The organism is Amycolatopsis sp. CB00013, from assembly GCF_001905755.1.
GTDB classification, from domain to species: domain Bacteria; phylum Actinomycetota; class Actinomycetes; order Mycobacteriales; family Pseudonocardiaceae; genus Amycolatopsis; species Amycolatopsis japonica.
Window position 1 is genome coordinate 146175 of sequence record NZ_LIWC01000009.1, and the last position, 16608, is coordinate 162782.

A 16608-nucleotide genomic window follows, 5' to 3' on the forward strand; every position below is an offset into this window, starting at 1 on the left:
GAAAGGTCCTTTCCTTGCAAAATTCGCAAGGAAAGGACCTTTCCTCGCATTGGTCAGAGGACGCTCGTGTACCCGTTGAGGGCCGGCTGCCCGCCCAGGTGCGCGAAGAGCACGTTCGAGTCCCGCGAGATCTCGCCGCGCGAAACGAGGTCGATCAGCCCGGCCATGGACTTGCCCTCGTACACCGGATCGGTGAGCACTCCTTCCAGCCGCGCCAGCGTCCGGATCGCGTCCAAAGTGGACTCGTCCGGGATGCCGTAGATCCCGGCGTGATAGCGCTCGTCCAGTTCGACTTCGCGGATCTCGCCCGCGCCGATCAGCTCCGCGGTCGCCCGCGCGATACGGGTGATCTGGTCGCGAGTCTCCGCCGGTTTCGCCGAGCCGTCGATGCCGAGGATCCGCCGCGGCTTCCCGGAAAGCGCGGCCCCGGCGACCATCCCCGCCTGCGTGCTGCCGGTGACCGAGCAGACGACCACCGTGTCGAAGAAGACGCCGAGTTCGGCCTCCTGCGCTTCGAGCTCGACGATCCAGTTCGCGAAGCCGAGCCCGCCGAGCCGGTGGTCCGAACCGCCCGCCGGGATCGCGTACGGCTTCCCGCCGTCGGCCTCGATCTCCTTGACCGCGTTCTCCCAGCTCTCCTTGAACCCGACGCCGAACCCGGCCTCGACCATCCGGATGTCCGCCCCGAGGATGCGCGAGAGCTGGATGTTGCCGACCTTGTCGTACATCGGATCGGTCCAGTCGACCCAGCTCTCCTGCACCAGCACGGCTTTGAGCCCGGCGCGCGCGGCGGCCGCGGCGACCTGGCGGGTGTGGTTCGACTGCACGCCGCCGATCGAGATCAGCGTGTCCGCGCCCTGGGCCAGAGCGTCGGCGACCAGGTATTCGAGCTTCCGCGTCTTGTTGCCGCCGAAAGCGATCCCGGAGTTGACGTCCTCGCGTTTCGCCCAGACCTGCGCGCCGCCGAGATGAGCGGTGAGCCGTTCGAGCGGGTGAACGGGGGAGGGGCCGAGCAGCAGCGGATAGCGGGGGAAGTCGGCGAGGGTCATGGCGTCTCCAGAAGGTCTTCGAGCTCGGTCCAGATGGTGGCGGTGATCGCGCAGGCCACGTCGACGTCGCCTGCTTCGATGGCGTCGGCCAGCTCCGCGTGGCGCTGGATCGACCGGTGGGCGGGCAGGGAGCCGAAGCGCGCGTATTCGAGACGTCGCAACAGCGGGGTGTAGCGGGCCAGCGTCGCGGCGATCGCCCGGTTGCGGGCGGCGGCCACCGGGACGTCGTGGAGTTCGTCGTCGGCGGCGATCGCGGCCGCGATGTCCCCGGTGGCGATCGCGTCGGCGAACCGGGTGTTGGCCGCCCGCATCGCGGCGACCTCCGCCGGTCCCATCCGCGGCGCGCCCGCCCGGACGGCGAACTCGTGCAGCGCGCGCACGAGCTGCAGAGCGTCACGGACGTCGTCGGGGACGAACCCCGCCACCCGTGTGTAGCTCTGGGGCTTCGACTCGACGAGGCCGTCCTCGATCAGCCGCAGCAGGGCCTGGCGCACCGGCGCGCGGGAAAGCCCCAGCTGCTCGGCGAGGTCGGCGTCGCGCAGGTTCGTGCCCGGCGGCAGCGTCCCGTCGATGATCACCCGCCGGATGCTCTCGTAAGCCTCGTCCCTGAGGAGGGACCTCGGTACCTTCGCTAACCCACTCACATCTGAAATGTTAGTCGCTCGGCGCGTGTCCGGGAAAGAGGCTGATGCAAGGAACGGTCCTTTCCTTGCGAAATTCGCAAGGAAAGGACCGTTCATGGCGCGCCGGAGGGGATCGGGAGGGGCTTAGTAGACCGGTCCCGTGTACTTCTCGCCCGGGCCCTGCCCAGGCGCGTCCGGCACGGCCGAAGCCTCGCGGAACGCCTTCTGCAGCGACTGCAGGCCGTCGCGCAACGGGCCGGCGTGCAGGCCGAGGTACTCTGCCGAAGCGGTGACCAGCCCGGCGAGGGCGGTGATCAGGCGACGGGCTTCGTCGAGGTCGCGGTGCGGTGAGCTGGCCGGGTCCTCGTCCGCGAGGCCGAGACGTTCGGCGCCGGCGGAGAGCAGCATGACGGCCGCCCTGCTGATCACCTCGACGCTCGGGATGTCCTCCAGGTCGCGGACGTCCGGGGAATACGGGGGTTGCTGAACGGGTTCATCTGACACGTCTGGTACCCTTCCACGAGCGACCAGCCTCCGAGCGATCGGGGGCGGCAAGTGGAGCCCCGCTCCCACCCGTGTCACCGCCGCAACATCAGGTGTCCGGGTCCGGTCTCGCCGAAGACGATTTCGGGCGTCGGAGGCGGTGCGTTCGGTTCTGGAGACTGAACGCGATCGGAATGAGTGGGCCTCGCGTACCTCACGGTACCGGGGCCTTCGGCATGTGGGCACCAGGTCGAAACGGTAGAAGAATTTACCTCGGACCAAGGAGGCCCCATCAGCTCCGAGACACGCATCAACGACCGAATCCGGGTTCCGGAGGTCCGCCTCGTCGGACCTGCCGGTGAACAGGTCGGCATCGTCCGGATCGAAGATGCGCTGCGGCTGGCACAGGAGAACGATCTCGATCTCGTCGAGGTCGCTCCGCAGGCACGCCCGCCCGTATGCAAGCTCATGGACTTCGGCAAGTTCAAGTACGAGAGCGCGCAGAAGGCCCGCGAGTCCCGCCGCAACCAGCAGCTCACCGTCATCAAAGAGCAGAAGCTGCGGCCGAAGATCGATCAGCACGACTACGAGACCAAGAAGGGTCACGTGTCGCGCTTCCTGGCGGCAGGCAACAAGGTCAAGGTCACGATCATGTTCCGCGGTCGCGAGCAGTCCCGGCCGGAACTCGGTTTCCGGCTGCTGCAGAAGCTCGCCGACGAGGTGACCGAGCTCGGGTTCGTCGAGTCGTCGCCGAAGCAGGACGGTCGCAACATGATCATGGTGTTGGCTCCGCACAAGAACGTGAAGCCGCAGAAGGCCGCGAAGGCAGCCAAGGACGAGTCGTCCGAGCCGCCCGCCGACGCGTAGCGCCGACCAGCACATGTCAGCGGCACACCGGGGAAACCGGTGTGCCGCCGCACGAAAGAGGACAACGTAATGCCGAAGATGAAGACGCACAGCGGGACGTCCAAGCGTGTCCGCGTCACGGGCTCGGGCAAGCTGCGCCGCCAGAAGGCCGGCCGTCGCCACCTGATGGAGAAGAAGTCCAACAGGCTCACCCGTCGCCTCGAAGGCACGACCGAGATCGCCAAGAACGACGTCGGCCGCGTCAAGCGCCTTCTCGGCCGCTGACACCCTTGCACTTGTAAACCCCGGGCGCGCTCGCCGCGCCCCCAGATCGACAGGATGGACCAGTGGCACGCGTCAAGAGGGCGGTCAACGCCCAGAAGAAGCGTCGCGCGACTCTCGAGCTCGCCAGCGGTTACCGCGGCCAGCGTTCGCGGCTGTACCGCAAGGCGAAGGAGCAGACGCTTCACTCGCTGAACTACGCCTACCGGGACCGTCGTGCCCGCAAGGGTGACTTCCGCCAGCTGTGGATCACCCGTATCAACGCCGCGGCCCGCGCCAACGGCGTGACCTACAACCGGTTCATCCAGGGCCTCAAGGCCGCGGGTGTCGAGGTCGACCGCAAGATCCTCGCGGATCTCGCCGTCAACGACGCCGCCGCGTTCACCGCGCTGGCCGAGCTGGCCAAGGCGAACGTGAACACCGAAGAGAAGAAGTCGGCCTGACCGGCTACAGCGCTCTTCCGCAACCCGGGGCGGCTCCGTTCACCGAACGGACGCCCCGGGTTGTTGCTGCGCGCAAGCTCACCCGCCGGGCCGAGCGTGAGAAGACCGGCCGGTTCCTCGCCGAGGGCGCGAACGCCGTCGAGGCCGCGCTCGAAAACGGCGGCAAGGTGTACGAACTGTTCGTGACCGAACGCGCCGCCGCGCAGCACGAGCGGCTGCTCGCCGTCGCGCGCGAGGCCGGCGTCCCCGTCTCGCCGATCACCGATCGCGCCGCCGACGGATTGTCCGAGACCGTGACACCGCAAGGCATCGTCGCGGTCTGCGCGCTCGTCGACCGTCCACAGGAGACCGTCCTGAAGGCGGGCGCGAAGCTCGTGGTCGTCCTCGTCGACGTCGCCGACCCCGGCAACGCGGGGACCGTGATCCGGGTCGCGGACGCCGCCGGCGCCGACGCGGTCGTCCTCGCCGGGGACAGCGTCGACCCGCACAACGGCAAATGCGTGCGCGCGGCCGCCGGCAGCCTGTTCCACCCCGCCATCACCCGGATCCGGGACGTCGACGCGGCCTTGAAGGCCTGCTCCGCCGCCGGACTCCGCACCCTCGGCGCACACGGTTACGCCGACACCGAACTCGATCAGGTGGCCTTCGACGAGCCCACGGCGTGGGTGTTCGGCAACGAGGCACACGGCCTGCCGCGAGAGGTCCTGGAAACGGTCGACCTCGCGGTCAAGATCCCGATGTACGGCAAGGCGGAGAGCCTGAACCTCGCGACGGCCGCGGCCGTCTGTGTCTACACAAATGCGATGGCTTCGCGGGCCGCGGCCACGTAGAGTCGCGGGCATCACGCCGTCGCACCACGAAACCAAGGGAGCTCTCATGGAACGCACTGTTCGTTCCAGCACCTTGTTTACGGCGTAGAGCGCGTTTTTCGCACTCCCGAGTGACGGTGTGCCCAGCCCGAGGGTGATCGGGGGCCGCCGTTCGCTGTCCCATAGAATTCAGCAGCTGCTAAACCCATGTGTGCGCTCGCGTGCACCGGACCAGTCCCAGCGGACGCCGAGGAGTTATGTCCGAAGCCAACGACAAGCAGGACCCCCAGGCGGGGGCGCTCGCGCCGGAAACGTTGACGGCCGCCGTCAAACAGGCCGAGACGGATTTCGCGGCCGCGGCGGATCTCGACGCGCTGGCCGCGGTCAAACCCGCCCACCTCGGGGACCAGTCTCCGCTGCTGCTCGCCCGCCGCGAGATCGGCGCCCTGCCCAAGCAGGAGAAGGCCGAGGCAGGCAAGCGGGTCAACGAAGCGCGCCAGGGCATCCAGTCCGCGTTCGACGCCCGTCGCGCGGTGCTGCAGGCGGAACGTGACGAGAGGGTGCTCCGCGAGGAGGCCGTCGACGTCACGCTGCCGTGGGACCGCGTGCCCCGCGGCGCCCGGCACCCGATCGCGACCCTGTCGGAGCGGATCGCCGACGCGTTCGTCGCGATGGGCTACGAGGTCGCCGACGGCCCGGAGCTCGAAGCCGAGTGGTTCAACTTCGACGCGCTGAACTTCGGCAAGGACCACCCCGCGCGCCAGCTGCAGGACACGTTCTACCTCGGCGAGGAGGACTCGGGCCTGGTGCTGCGGACGCACACCTCGCCGGTGCAGGCCCGCACGCTGCTGCACCGCGACCTGCCCGTGTACGTCGTCTGCCCCGGCCGCACCTACCGGACCGACGAGCTCGACTCCACGCACACGCCGGTGTTCTCGCAGGTCGAAGGCCTCGCGGTGGACAAGGGCCTGACGATGGCGCACCTCAAGGGCACCCTCGACGCCTTCGCCCGCGCGATGTTCGGCGGGACCTCGAAGACGCGCCTGCGTCCGCACTTCTTCCCGTTCACCGAGCCGTCGGCCGAGGTCGACGTCTGGTTCGAGGAGAAGAAGGGCGGCCCCGGCTGGGTCGAATGGGGCGGCTGCGGCATGGTCAACCCCAACGTCTTGCGTGCCTGCGGCGTCGATCCCGAGGTCTACTCGGGCTTCGCCTTCGGCATGGGTATCGAGCGCACCCTGCAGTTCCGCAACGGAATTCCGGACATGCGCGACATGGTGGAGGGCGACATCAGGTTCACCCTGCCCTTCGGAACGGAGGCCTGAGTGAAGGTCCCAGCCAGCTGGCTGATCGAACACCTCGACGTCGACGAGGAGGTCACGGCCCAGGATCTGGCCGACGCCTTCGTGCGGATCGGCATCGAGGTCGACGACGTCCGGAAGCTCGAACCGGTCACCGGCCCGCTCGTGGTCGGCCGCGTCGCCGAGATCGAGGAGCTCACCGAGTTCAAGAAGCCGGTCCGGTTCTGCCGGGTCGACGTCGGCGAGTCGGAGGACGAGGACGCCGACAAGCCGGACGAGAACCTCGACGACGACGAGGACGACGACGAGGGTCCCTTCGAGGACGAAGGCCCCACGGGGATCAAGACCCGCGGGATCATCTGCGGTGCCACGAACTTCGCCGAGGGCGACCTGGTCGTCGTCGCGCTGCCCGGCACCGTGCTGCCCGGTGGTTTCGAGATCGGTTCGCGCAAGACCTACGGCCGCCTCAGCGACGGCATGATCTGCTCCGCGAGCGAACTCGGCATCGGCGACGACCACTCCGGCATCCTGGTGCTGCCGCCGAGCACGGCCAGCCCCGGCGAAGACGCGAGCAAGCTGCTCGGCCTCGACGACACCGTCCTCGAGGTCACGCCGACCCCGGACCGCGGCTACACGCTGTCGGTCCGCGGCCTGGCCCGTGAGCTGTCCAACGCGCTCGACGTCCCGTTCGGCGACCCGGCGTCCATCGAGGTCCCCGAGGCCGAGAGCGACGTCTGGCCGGTCCACCTCGAAGACACCGAGGGCTGCAAGCGATTCGTCCTGCGTCGCGTCAAGAACCTCGACGCGACCGCGCCGACGCCGTGGTGGATGCGCCGCCGCCTGATGCTGGCGGGCATCCGGTCGATCTCCCTGGCCGTCGACGTGACCAACTACGTCATGCTCGAACTCGGGCACCCGCTGCACGCGTTCGCGACCGGTTCGGTCAAGGGCGATCTGGTGGTGCGCAAGGCGAAGCCGGGCGAGAAACTGACCACTTTGGACGATGTCGAGCGCACGCTCGACGCGGACGACGTGGTGATCGCCGACGACAGCGGGGTCATCTCGCTGGCGGGCACGATGGGCGGCGCGTCGACCGAGATCACGCCGGAGAGCACCGACGTGCTGCTCGAAGCGGCGCACTGGGATCCGTCGTCGATCAGCCGGACGGCCCGCCGTCACAAGCTGTTCTCCGAGGCGGCCAAGCGGTTCGAGCGCTACACCGACCCGCAGCTGTGCGCGGTGGCCGTCGAGTTCGCGGCGCGGCTGCTGCGTCAGTACGGCGAGGGCTCGATCCTGCCCGGCCGCACCGACGAGGGCGGCGTCGAGCCGAACCCGCCGGTGACCATGCCGATCAGCCTGCCCGACCAGGTGGCCGGGGTGCGCTACGAGCGCGGTGTCACGGTCAAACGGCTTTCGCAGATCGGGTGCAAGGTCAACGTGGGCACGTCGGAGGACGGCACCGCACTGGTGACCGCGGTCCCGCCGAGCTGGCGTGGCGACCTCGTGCAGCCCGCCGACCTGGTCGAGGAGGTGCTCCGGCTGGAGGGCTACGACAGCATCCCGTCGGTGCTGCCCGACGCCCCGGCCGGCCGTGGGCTCACCGACACGCAGCGTCGCCGTCGCTCGGTCGCTCGCGCGCTGGCGGAGAACGGCTACGTCGAGGTGCTGCCCTTCCCGTTCATCTCGGACTCGGTCTGGGATTCGTTCGGGCTGCCCGAGGACGACGTCCGCCGCAGCACCGTCAAGGTCCGCAACCCGCTGGAGGCGGACAAGGACCGGATGGCGAGCACCTTGCTGCCGGGGCTGCTGGAGACCTTGCAGCGCAACATTTCCCGCGGTTTCAAGGATGTCTCGCTGTTCCACATCGGGCAGGTCGTGCTGCCCGGGCCGAACCCGATCCCGATGCCTTCGCTCGGGGTCGACCGGCGGCCGACCGACGAGGAGCTCGCGGTACTGGAGGCGGCCGTGCCGCCACAGCCGCTGCACGTCGCCGTCGTGCTGGCGGGTCAGCGTGCCCGAGCGGGCTGGTGGGGCGAGGGCGAGCAGGCGAACTGGGCCGACGCGGTCCAGGCCGCCCGGCTGGTGGCGCAGGCCGCCGGTGTCGAGCTGACCACGGCCGCGGCGGATCAGCCGCCGTGGCACCCCGGCCGCTGCGCGCAGCTGCGGGTGGGGCAGTGGCCCGTCGGTTACGCCGGTGAGCTGCACCCGAAGGTCGTCGAGGCGCTCGGGCTGCCCCCGCGCACCGTCGCGATGGAACTCGACCTGGACGCGATCCCGATCCCGGACGACCGTCCGGCACCGCGGATCTCGGCGTACCCGCCGGTGCTGCTCGACGTCGCCCTCGTCGCCGAGGCGGAGGTGCCGTCGGCGGATCTGGCCGAGGCGCTGCGCGAAGGCGCGGGCGAACTGCTCGAGGACATCACGCTGTTCGACTCCTACCAGGGCGAGCAGGTGGGCGAGGGCAAGCGTTCGGTGGCGTACAAGCTGCGGTTCCGTGCCGCGGACCGCACGCTGACCGTCGACGAGGCCACCAAGGCCCGCGACGCCGCCGTCGCGGTCGCCGGTGAACGCTTCGGCGCGAGCCTGCGGGCCTGACCCGGTAGTCCCGTGAAGGCCCCCTTCCCTCGGCTGAGCCGAGGAAAGGGGGCCTTCACGCGCTTCAGGTGTGGCAAAGTGAGGACTTGTGTCACGTCCAGACGGCCGGTCCAGCATCCAAGACATCGCCCGCGCCAGGCTGAGCGACGGTTTCGTCGGCAGGGTCGGGGAACGCGAGGACTTCCGGGACAATCTGGGGTTGTCCGGAGACGACCGGCGCCGCCGGTACCTGTACTCGGTGCACGGCCTCGCGGGGGTCGGCAAGTCATTCCTCCTCGACCAGCTTCGCGGTATCGCCGAGGAAGCCCGCGCCGCCGTCGGGTTCGCCGACGACCGGCAGCAGGATTTGCCCGCGACGTTGGTCAAACTGGCGAAGGACCTCGCTCGCGGCGGGTACGAGATGCGCCGTTTCGAGAAGCGCTACGAGTCCTATCTCAAGGCGAGGGAACGGCTTCACAGCGATCCGCAGGCTCCTGCCGCGGGCCGCGCCCTCGTGACGAAGACCGTGGTCAAGGCGAGTCTCGGCGTCGCGAAGACGCTGCCCGGCGGAAGCATCGCCGCTGACGCGATCGACGCGGACGCGACGGCGAAACAGCTGGAGCAGCTCCAGGTCTACCTCGCGGCGAAGTTCAAGCGGAAGGCCGATGTCCAGCTGCTCCTCGAACCGGCGGAGGAGCTCACCAAACCGTTCGTCGAAGATCTGTGGCGCATTCCGGAGAACCGGCAGATCGCGCTGTTCTTCGACACCTTCGAGCGGACCGCGCCGGTCCTGGAGACCTGGCTGCTCGACCTGCTCGCCGGACTGTACGGCGATCTGCCGCAGAACCTGGTGCTCACCGTCGCGGGTCAGTTCCCGCTGGACGAGGCGAACTGGAACCGGCACGCGCCGCTGGTGCGCGAGATCGAACTCCGGCCGTTCACCGAGCCGGAGGCACGGCGCCTGCTCGCCGAACACGGGATCACCGACGAACAGGTCATCGAGATCGTGCTGCGGCTGACCGACGGCCTGCCCGTCCTGGTCGCCATGCTGGCCAGCCGGAATCCCGTCGGCGCGGACGCCGTCGGCGATCCCAGCGATGACGCGGTCAAGCGGTTCCTGCACTGGGTCCCCGAAAAGGCCAGGAAGGACGTCGCCGCCACGGCGTCGCTGCCCCGCTTCCTCGACGAGGACGTCATCGGCGTGCTGACCGGGAAGGAGACCGCGGGGGAGACCTTCCGCTGGCTGCGGGAGCTGCCGTTCGTCGGGCGCCGCGAGCTTCCGGTGCGCTACCACCCGGTGGTCCGCGGCCCGATGGTGCGGCTGGAACGCGGGCGTTCGTCCGCCGAGTTCGCCGAACGCCACCTCCGGCTCGCCGAGTACTACGAAGGCCGATGCGCCGAACTCGGCCTGAGCAGCCATCGCGACGCCTGGAGCGACGAGCGCTGGCAGAAGAGGAAGCTCGAACAGACCTATCACCGGCTCTGCGGCGCCCCGGCCGACGCGCTGCCGGACGCGCTGCTCGGCGCGGCCGAGATGATCACCAGCGGTACCGCCCCCGCACGCGCCTGGGCGCGCATGATGGAGCAAGCCGGTTTCGACGCGGACGCGCCCTCGGTGCTGGGCTGGGGCCAACGGCTGACCGCCGCGATCGGCGACGGCGACGGCCCGCGGGAGATCCCGGTGCTCGACCTGCTCGCCGGCGCGGGCGAACTCGACGCCGCCCGGCTTTCGACGGTGATCCGGCGGCGCGCCTGGGCTTACGAGGGACAAGACGACATCGCCGCGGCGACACGGGACTTCGACCGGGCCGTCGATCTGAACCCCGCCGACCCCTACCCGTGGAGCGATCGGGGCAACCTGTTCCGCAACGAGGGTGACTGGGAACGGGCGTTGTCGGATCTGAACCGGGCGATCGAGCTCGACCCCGGTTACGCCTATTCGTGGCGTGGGCGCGGTTCCGCCCGTGCCGAGCTCGGCGATCTGGACGGCGCGATGGCGGACCTCGACGAGGCCGTCCGACTGCAGCCCGACCACACGTGGGCGTACTCCATCCGGAGCGAGGTGCACTTCAAACGCGGCGACGTCCGGAAGGCGATCGACGAGATCGACATCGCGATCCGGCTCGACCCCGACTACGCCTGGGCCGTCCACTACCGGGCCACGCTGTTCGCCGAGCTGGGAGACGACGAAGAAGCACTCGCCGGTCACCGCGCGGCCGCCGCCCTTCGCCCCAAGGACGTCTACTACCTGACCGAGCTGGCGTTGTTCCTGGAGCGGACCGAAGACGGGGATGCCGCGTCGGCGGCCTTCGACGCGATCGTCGCGGCGGATCCCGGCAGCGCCAGGGCCCACGCGATCCGGGCCGCTTTCCACCACCGCGCTGAGCGGTACCGGCTCGCCGTGGACGGTTTCACCGCCGCGCTGCGGATCGACCCGGACTACGAGTGGGCGTACTACATGCGCGGCCAGGCGCATGACGAGCTGGACGATCGTGAGGCGGCGCTCGCCGATTACGAGCGTGCGGTCGAACTCGCTCCCGAAGACGCCGAGAATCACCTGCAGCGAGGGATGATGCTCAGCCGGCTGAGGAGGAATCAAGAAGCGATCGAGTCCTTGAGCCGCGCGATCGAACTCGAACCCGGCAACGAATGGGCGCACACCTGGCGCGCGATGACCCATCAGCGCGCCCGCGACTTCGCGGAGGCTCTCGCCGACATCGACGTCGCGGTGGCGGCGAGCCCGGAGATGGCCTTCTTCCACACCACCCGGGGCGACATCCTCAGAGGTCTCGACCGTCACGACGAAGCCCGGGCCGCCCTGGACGAAGGGGTGCGTCTGGGGCAGGGCAGCGGATACGCCGCCTACCGGCGCGCTCGCCATCGCTTCCTCTTCGGTGATCTGGAAGGCGCGTTGGCCGACACGGAAAGCGCGCTGGAAGCAGGGCACGAAGAGAGTGCCCGCGCGCTGCATGCGGACATCCGCTGCCGGGCAGGCGAGTATCAGGAGGCCATCCGGGAGCTGCGCGAACTGGTCGCCTCGGATCCGGAGGACACCGACTACCGCGAGAGCCTCGGGGAGGCCCTGCTGTTCGCGGGCGAGACCGACGAGGCGGAGACGCTCCTGGCCCCGCTCGCGCCGGAATTCGGCTGGGCGCACAACCTCCTCACCCTCGTCTGGCTGAAGACCGGGAAGACCGAGGAAGCCCGCCAGGCGCTGAACGAAGGCCTCGACAAGGCGTCGTCCCGGTCTGCTTCCGGCGACTTCGACTGGGACGCCCAGGTCCAACCGCTCTTCTACCTCCTCGTCCTCGGCCGTGAGGAAGAAATGACCCGTGATCTCAAGGCCCTGCTCGAAAAGGGTGCGCCACAGGAGACGCGCTTGGAGCTGCTTCGCGATCTCAAGGAGCTACGAGTGCTGGTGCCCGAACTCGGCGGAGTGATCGAGGATCTCATCGCCCTCATTCCCAGGCCGGTGCTCACTCTCCCAGGTGCTTGAGCGCCTCCTTTCTGGACAGAGTGGACAGTGCCGGATGCGCGGTGACGAACGCGTGCACCCAGTCCGGCTCGGTCTTCGCGTACTCGCGCAGGGCCCAGCCGATTCCCTTGCGCAGGAAGAAGTCCTTGTCGTCGATATTCGCCTCGACGGCACGAGTGAGCAGATCGGTGTCCGTTCCGCCCTTGGCGCCGATCTGGCAGATGACCGCTGAACGGCGACGCCACCTGTCCTCGTCGTAGGCCCAGGTCAGCATCAGCGTGGTCACCGTCTCGGGTTCCGCGCGGAGGATCGGCCCGATCCGGCGGATGGCGACTTCGTCCACATAGTCCCACCACGCGCCCGTCACGATCATCTCCTCGTACAGGCCGAGCAGATCGCCGTCCTGCCAACGGGCGTACGCGCGATGCCCGGAAAGGGCGATCGCGGCATAGCGCTCTTCGCGGAACTCGGCCTCCCGCCACAACGTGAGAATTGCCGTCGAAAAGCTCACACGATCGGGTAGCGGATTTTCGGCGTAGACCCGCTTCAGCAAGGCCGTCCGAGGCGGGGACGCCACACCGAGGAACGGCATTTCCGACTTCATGTACGCCCGCATCGACGGCGCTTTCCCCGGATCGGCCAGCGCGGCCAAACCGTTGCGAACCGCCGAAACCAGGCTTTTCACCTCGTCCATGCGCTCTCCTTTCCCCAGTGGGCGCCGCGAGCGTACGACAGGGGACCGACAAGACTGATATGCCCGGATCGGGGATCGGATACCGACTAAAGAGGGATGGCGGTCAACGTGTCGGTCAGCGAGATTGAAGCCGGTTCTCGGTAGCTTCGGCCCGACCGGGTCGAACGCGGACGAAAAGGAACACAGTGAAGAAATTCGTTGCCGCCCTGGCGGTCGCGGGGATCGGCGTCGGCACCATGGCGCTCGCTCCCTCCGCCACGGCCGCCTCGGCGTCGGACTTCGATCCGAAGCCCATCTCCTGGGGAGCCTGTACGCGCCCGAGCCTGGTCAAGGCCGGCGCGGAATGCGGTTTCCTCGAGGTCCCACTGGACTACGCGAAGCCGGGCGGGGAGAAGATCTCGATCGCCGTCTCGCGGGTGAAGCACAAGTCCGCCCAGTCGCAGGGCGTCATGATCGTCAACCCGGGTGGCCCCGGCGGTTCGGGCCTCGGGCTGTCGACGCTCGGCCGGGCCGTCCCCAAGAAGGCGGGTGAGGAGTACGACTGGATCGGCTTCGACCCGCGCGGCGTGGGGGAGAGCAAGCCGTCGCTGACCTGCGACGGGAACTACGCCTCCTACAACCGCCCGCAGTACGTGCCGACCACGCGCGCCATCGAGACGGCGTGGCGTGAGAAGGCGAAGGGTTACGCGAAGGCGTGCGCCAAGAACGGCGCGATCCTCGAGCACATCAAGACCATCGATGTGGCGAAGGACGTCGACAGCCTGCGCAAGGCGCTGGGCGAGAAGCAGATCAACTACTACGGCTTCTCCTACGGCACCTACCTCGGGCAGGTCTACAGCACGCTGTTCCCGCAGAACGTGCGGCGGATGGTGTTCGACGGCACCGTCGACCCCCGCGACGTCTGGTACAAGGCGAACCTGAACCAGGACATCGCCTTCGACAAGAACATCAAGATCTACTTCGGCTGGCTCGCCAAGTACGACTCCGTCTACCACCTCGGCGACACCGCCGCCGCGGTCGAGAAGCTGTGGTACGCCGAGCAGAAGAAGCTGTACGACAAGCCCGCGGGCGGCGTCATCGGCGGATCCGAGTGGACGGACATCTTTCTGCAGGCCGGGTACTACGTCTTCGGCTGGGAAGACATCGCGAACGCCTTCTCGGGCTGGGTGCACAAGGGTGACTGGCAGACCTTGAAGGGCCTGTACGACGACTCCAACCCGCCGGGCCAGGACAACGGCTACGCGGTGTACGCGGCCGTGCAGTGCACCGACGTGGCGTGGCCGCAGAGCTGGCCCCGCTGGAAGTTCGACAACTGGGTCACGCATTTCCGGGCGCCGTTCGAGACCTGGGGCAACGCCTGGTTCAACGCCCCGTGCCTCGACTGGCCCGCGAAGCCGGGCAAGCCGGTGGAGATCGACGGGAGCAAGGTCCCCGGCATCCTGCTGGTCAACGAGGAGAACGACGCCGCGACGCCGTACCCCGGCAGCCTCGAGGTCCGCAAGCGCTACCCGAACTCCAGCCTGATCAGCGCTCCGGGCGGCACGACGCACTCGGGCTCGCTGTCCGGTGTGTCCTGTGTGGACGACAAGATCGCGGACTACCTGCTGACCGGAAAGCTGCCCGTGCGCAAGCCGGGCAACGGTTCGGACGTGCAGTGCGCCGCGGTCCCGCAGCCGGTTCCGGCCGGTGCTTCCGCGGCCGCGAAGTCGGACGTGCCGTCTTCGGTCGCCGAAGTGAAGAAGGAGGCGCTGGCTCAGGCGCTGCCTTTCTGAGTTGTTCGGGATGTCGCGATGCCCCGGTCCGGGTTTCCGGACCGGGGCATTTCTTCGCTCTGATGCTTCTCAGCAGTGGCTCGTCATCCGCATGCTGTGGATGCGGTCGAAGAACCCGGCGTCGAACGATCCCTCGGCGAACCACCAGTGCCACACGTTCTTGACGGTGCCCTTGACGAACTTGGTGTCACCGCCGTGATGGATGGGCCCGAGGACGATGCCGTTGCTGTCCAAGGTGTTCACCCACATCAGCCAAGCGTCGTTGCTGTCGCTGCTGACGATCGTCGCTTCGAACGAAGCGCTGCCGTTGCGTCTGAGGGTCCATTTCGCGTTGTCCATCGTGCAGTCCCCGGCCTGGATGCGACCCCAGGTGAACCAACAGGAATCCGCTCCGGTGCAGGTGGCCAGCGCGGTGGTGGACGCCGTCGTGCCCGCCGAGGCGGGCGTGGCGAAGACGGTCCCGATCGCGAGCACGAGCATTGTCACGAAAAGCGCCATCCGACGTGCTTTGGTCGTCATCTTTCCTCCCCATCGTGGACGAACCGATGAGCAAAGCTAACCCGCGGGTGATCGCGGTCAGGATCACTTAGGTGCGGCAACGGGGGTGGCCGATAGGGCCATGACCGGCCCCCTCGCGCTCGCGAAAGCGAGGAAAGTTCCGGTCACGCACCGAATCCTCTCGCCGCACCGGCGAATTGTCGGGCCCGCCCGTTACCGTCCCCGGCATGACCATCGTCGAAGAGCACCGGACCGAGATCCGGGTGCAGGACACCGTTTATCGCATCGAGGTCGCCGCCCGTGAGGGTGGCGGCGCGGCCGGGGAAGACCGCTGGGTGACCGTCATGGTCGGCGGAGCCGGACCGCTGGAGGAGCCTGTCGCCGAAGGCAGGCTCGATATCGACGCCGAAGCCGTACCGGCCTTGGCGACCGTCCTTTCCGACACCCTGCTGGCGTTCGCCGGACGGGGCACCGGCCGGAACGGCCGCCGAAGATCGGCGGACCGTCCCGCGCACCAGGGCCTGCCGTGGTCCGACGAGCTGGACGCGGAACTGGAAAGCCGTTGGCTCGCCGGGGAAAGCGTCGAGGAGATCGCGCGGCGGTTCGAGCGGACACCGGGCGGGATCCGTGCCCGGTTGCCCAGGGTCGGCTGCGACCCGGAGCGCCGGGGCGCGTACCTCCCCATCCCGCCGAGCCAACGAGAGGTGGCTGAACTCGGCTGAACACCGGCGGTCGCGGGGGCCTTCGGTCCTTCGCGACCGCCGTCAGTCCACTGTGGACCCAGCTCCACGTTCCGCCCGCGCGGCCATCTTCCGGAGGTGCTCGATCAGTTCCGGCGGCTCGTGCACGGTGAATTCGCAGCCGAGTCCGAGGATCCGGAACGCGAGCCAGTCCAAGGTGTCCGTGCCCGCGTGGAAAACGCAGGTCTCGTCGTCCAGCGATTCCAGTTCGCCGAACCCCTCGCCGATCGCGGGGGCGACCTGGCCGATCGGCGCGTGCAGGGTCACGCGTGCGCTGTAGGTGGGAAGGAGGCTGTACATCTTGTCGGTGACATAGGCCGCCACGTCCTCCGCGGGTGGCTGTCTCGGAGTGGCCCGGCCGCCGGTCGCCCGCGGCTCCGAGATCCGGTCCGCGCGGAAGATCCGCCAGTCGTCGCGGTCGAGGTCGTAGCCGAGCAGGTACCAGCGGCGTCCGGCGGAGACGAGCCGGTGTGGTTCGACGTGCCGCCGGGATTCGGTGCCGTCGCCGGTGCGGTAGGTGAACCGGGTCCGCTCGGTGTTGGCGATCGCGCCCGCGAAGACGGTGAGGTGTTCCGGATCCACCGCGGGGCCTGTGCCGGGGAGAGGGACGGTCGCGGCGCCCAGCGCGCCGACGCGATAACGCAGCCGCGAAGGCAGCACCTGTTCGAGTTTGGCCAGCGCCCGCACCGAAGACTCCTCGATACCCGAGATCGCCTGCCCGGCGGCGCCGCGGAGGCCGACCGCGATCGCGACGGCCTCCTCGTCGTCGAGCAGCAGCGGTGGCATCGCCGTGCCGGCGCCCAGCCGGTAGCCGCCCTCGGAGCCTCGCGACGCCTCGACGGGGTAACCGAGCTCACGCAACCGGTCGATGTCGCGCCGGATGGTCCGCGGACTGACCTCCAGCCGTTCGGCGAGCTCGCTGCCAGGCCACTCGCGCGGGGTCTGCAGGAGCGACAGCAGGCTGAGCAGCCGGGCGGGCGTGTCCGTCATGCGATCAAGGATGCCTCGTACGGAGTCCCGTA

15 protein-coding genes are annotated in these 16608 nt (G+C 68.8%); 9 read left to right on the top strand and 6 right to left on the bottom strand.

Annotated elements, in window-relative coordinates:
* Positions 1-53: 53 nt before the first annotated feature.
* The 3 genes from AMK34_RS42015 to AMK34_RS42025 form a co-directional block, all read right to left on the bottom strand.
* A complete protein-coding gene (locus AMK34_RS42015; protein WP_038511472.1) occupies positions 54-1049 on the bottom strand; it encodes a 1-aminocyclopropane-1-carboxylate deaminase in 996 nt (331 codons plus the stop codon).
* Complete coding sequence (locus AMK34_RS42020; protein ID WP_073849268.1) at positions 1046-1693, bottom strand: GntR family transcriptional regulator; 648 nt, start codon at positions 1691-1693, stop codon at positions 1046-1048. Before AMK34_RS42020 ends, AMK34_RS42015 begins: the two co-directional genes overlap by 4 nt.
* Before the next feature lie 123 nt (positions 1694-1816).
* Complete coding sequence (locus tag AMK34_RS42025) at positions 1817-2176, bottom strand: DUF1844 domain-containing protein (RefSeq protein ID WP_005163289.1); 360 nt, start codon at positions 2174-2176, stop codon at positions 1817-1819.
* A gap of 270 nt (positions 2177-2446) precedes the next feature.
* On the opposite strand from AMK34_RS42025, the gene infC reads away from it, so the two are divergent.
* The 7 genes from infC to AMK34_RS42060 all read left to right on the top strand — a co-directional run bounded on the left by infC (position 2447) and on the right by AMK34_RS42060 (position 11903).
* Positions 2447-3022, top strand: a complete 576-nt coding sequence (gene infC, locus AMK34_RS42030; RefSeq protein ID WP_051071860.1) for a translation initiation factor IF-3 — start codon at positions 2447-2449, stop codon at positions 3020-3022.
* Positions 3023-3091: 69 nt separating this feature from the next.
* Positions 3092-3286: a 50S ribosomal protein L35 gene (gene rpmI / locus AMK34_RS42035; protein WP_007028043.1), complete on the top strand. Its 195-nt coding sequence runs from the start codon at positions 3092-3094 to the stop codon at positions 3284-3286.
* A gap of 62 nt (positions 3287-3348) precedes the next feature.
* The gene (gene rplT / locus AMK34_RS42040) at positions 3349-3726 is read left to right on the top strand and encodes a 50S ribosomal protein L20 (RefSeq protein ID WP_005163284.1); all 378 of its coding nucleotides are present in this window, start codon (positions 3349-3351) and stop codon (positions 3724-3726) included.
* Positions 3723-4556: a TrmH family RNA methyltransferase gene (locus AMK34_RS42045; protein WP_073849288.1), complete on the top strand. Its 834-nt coding sequence runs from the start codon at positions 3723-3725 to the stop codon at positions 4554-4556. Before rplT ends, AMK34_RS42045 begins: the two co-directional genes overlap by 4 nt.
* A 236-nt stretch (positions 4557-4792) precedes the next feature.
* Complete coding sequence (gene pheS, locus AMK34_RS42050; protein ID WP_073849269.1) at positions 4793-5857, top strand: phenylalanine--tRNA ligase subunit alpha; 1065 nt, start codon at positions 4793-4795, stop codon at positions 5855-5857.
* A complete protein-coding gene (pheT, locus tag AMK34_RS42055) occupies positions 5858-8428 on the top strand; it encodes a phenylalanine--tRNA ligase subunit beta (protein WP_038511483.1) in 2571 nt (856 codons plus the stop codon).
* An 88-nt stretch (positions 8429-8516) separates the two neighbouring features.
* Positions 8517-11903 (top strand): tetratricopeptide repeat protein, encoded by a 3387-nt coding sequence (locus tag AMK34_RS42060; protein WP_073849270.1) that lies wholly within the window; start codon positions 8517-8519, stop codon positions 11901-11903.
* Here AMK34_RS42060 and AMK34_RS42065 read toward each other — a convergent pair.
* Entirely contained in the window at positions 11884-12576 is a 693-nt protein-coding gene (locus AMK34_RS42065) for a DNA alkylation repair protein (RefSeq protein ID WP_073849271.1), read from the bottom strand. The genes AMK34_RS42060 and AMK34_RS42065 overlap by 20 nt on opposite strands.
* Before the next feature lie 185 nt (positions 12577-12761).
* On the opposite strand from AMK34_RS42065, the gene AMK34_RS42070 reads away from it, so the two are divergent.
* Entirely contained in the window at positions 12762-14348 is a 1587-nt protein-coding gene (locus AMK34_RS42070) for an alpha/beta hydrolase (RefSeq protein ID WP_073849272.1), read from the top strand.
* A gap of 69 nt (positions 14349-14417) precedes the next feature.
* On the opposite strand, the gene AMK34_RS42075 is transcribed toward AMK34_RS42070, so the two are convergent.
* Positions 14418-14867 carry a DUF6294 family protein gene (locus AMK34_RS42075; protein WP_143202779.1) on the bottom strand — a complete coding sequence of 150 codons (450 nt, stop codon included), beginning with the start codon at positions 14865-14867 and terminating at the stop codon, positions 14418-14420.
* 206 nt (positions 14868-15073) lie between these two features.
* Between AMK34_RS42075 and AMK34_RS42080 the strand changes: the two genes are divergently transcribed.
* Positions 15074-15568 carry a hypothetical protein gene (locus AMK34_RS42080; RefSeq protein ID WP_038511496.1) on the top strand — a complete coding sequence of 165 codons (495 nt, stop codon included), beginning with the start codon at positions 15074-15076 and terminating at the stop codon, positions 15566-15568.
* Between the two features lie 42 nt (positions 15569-15610).
* On the opposite strand, the gene AMK34_RS42085 is transcribed toward AMK34_RS42080, so the two are convergent.
* The gene (locus AMK34_RS42085; protein WP_073849273.1) at positions 15611-16576 is read right to left on the bottom strand and encodes a helix-turn-helix transcriptional regulator; all 966 of its coding nucleotides are present in this window, start codon (positions 16574-16576) and stop codon (positions 15611-15613) included.
* Between the last annotated feature and the right edge of the window lie 32 nt (positions 16577-16608).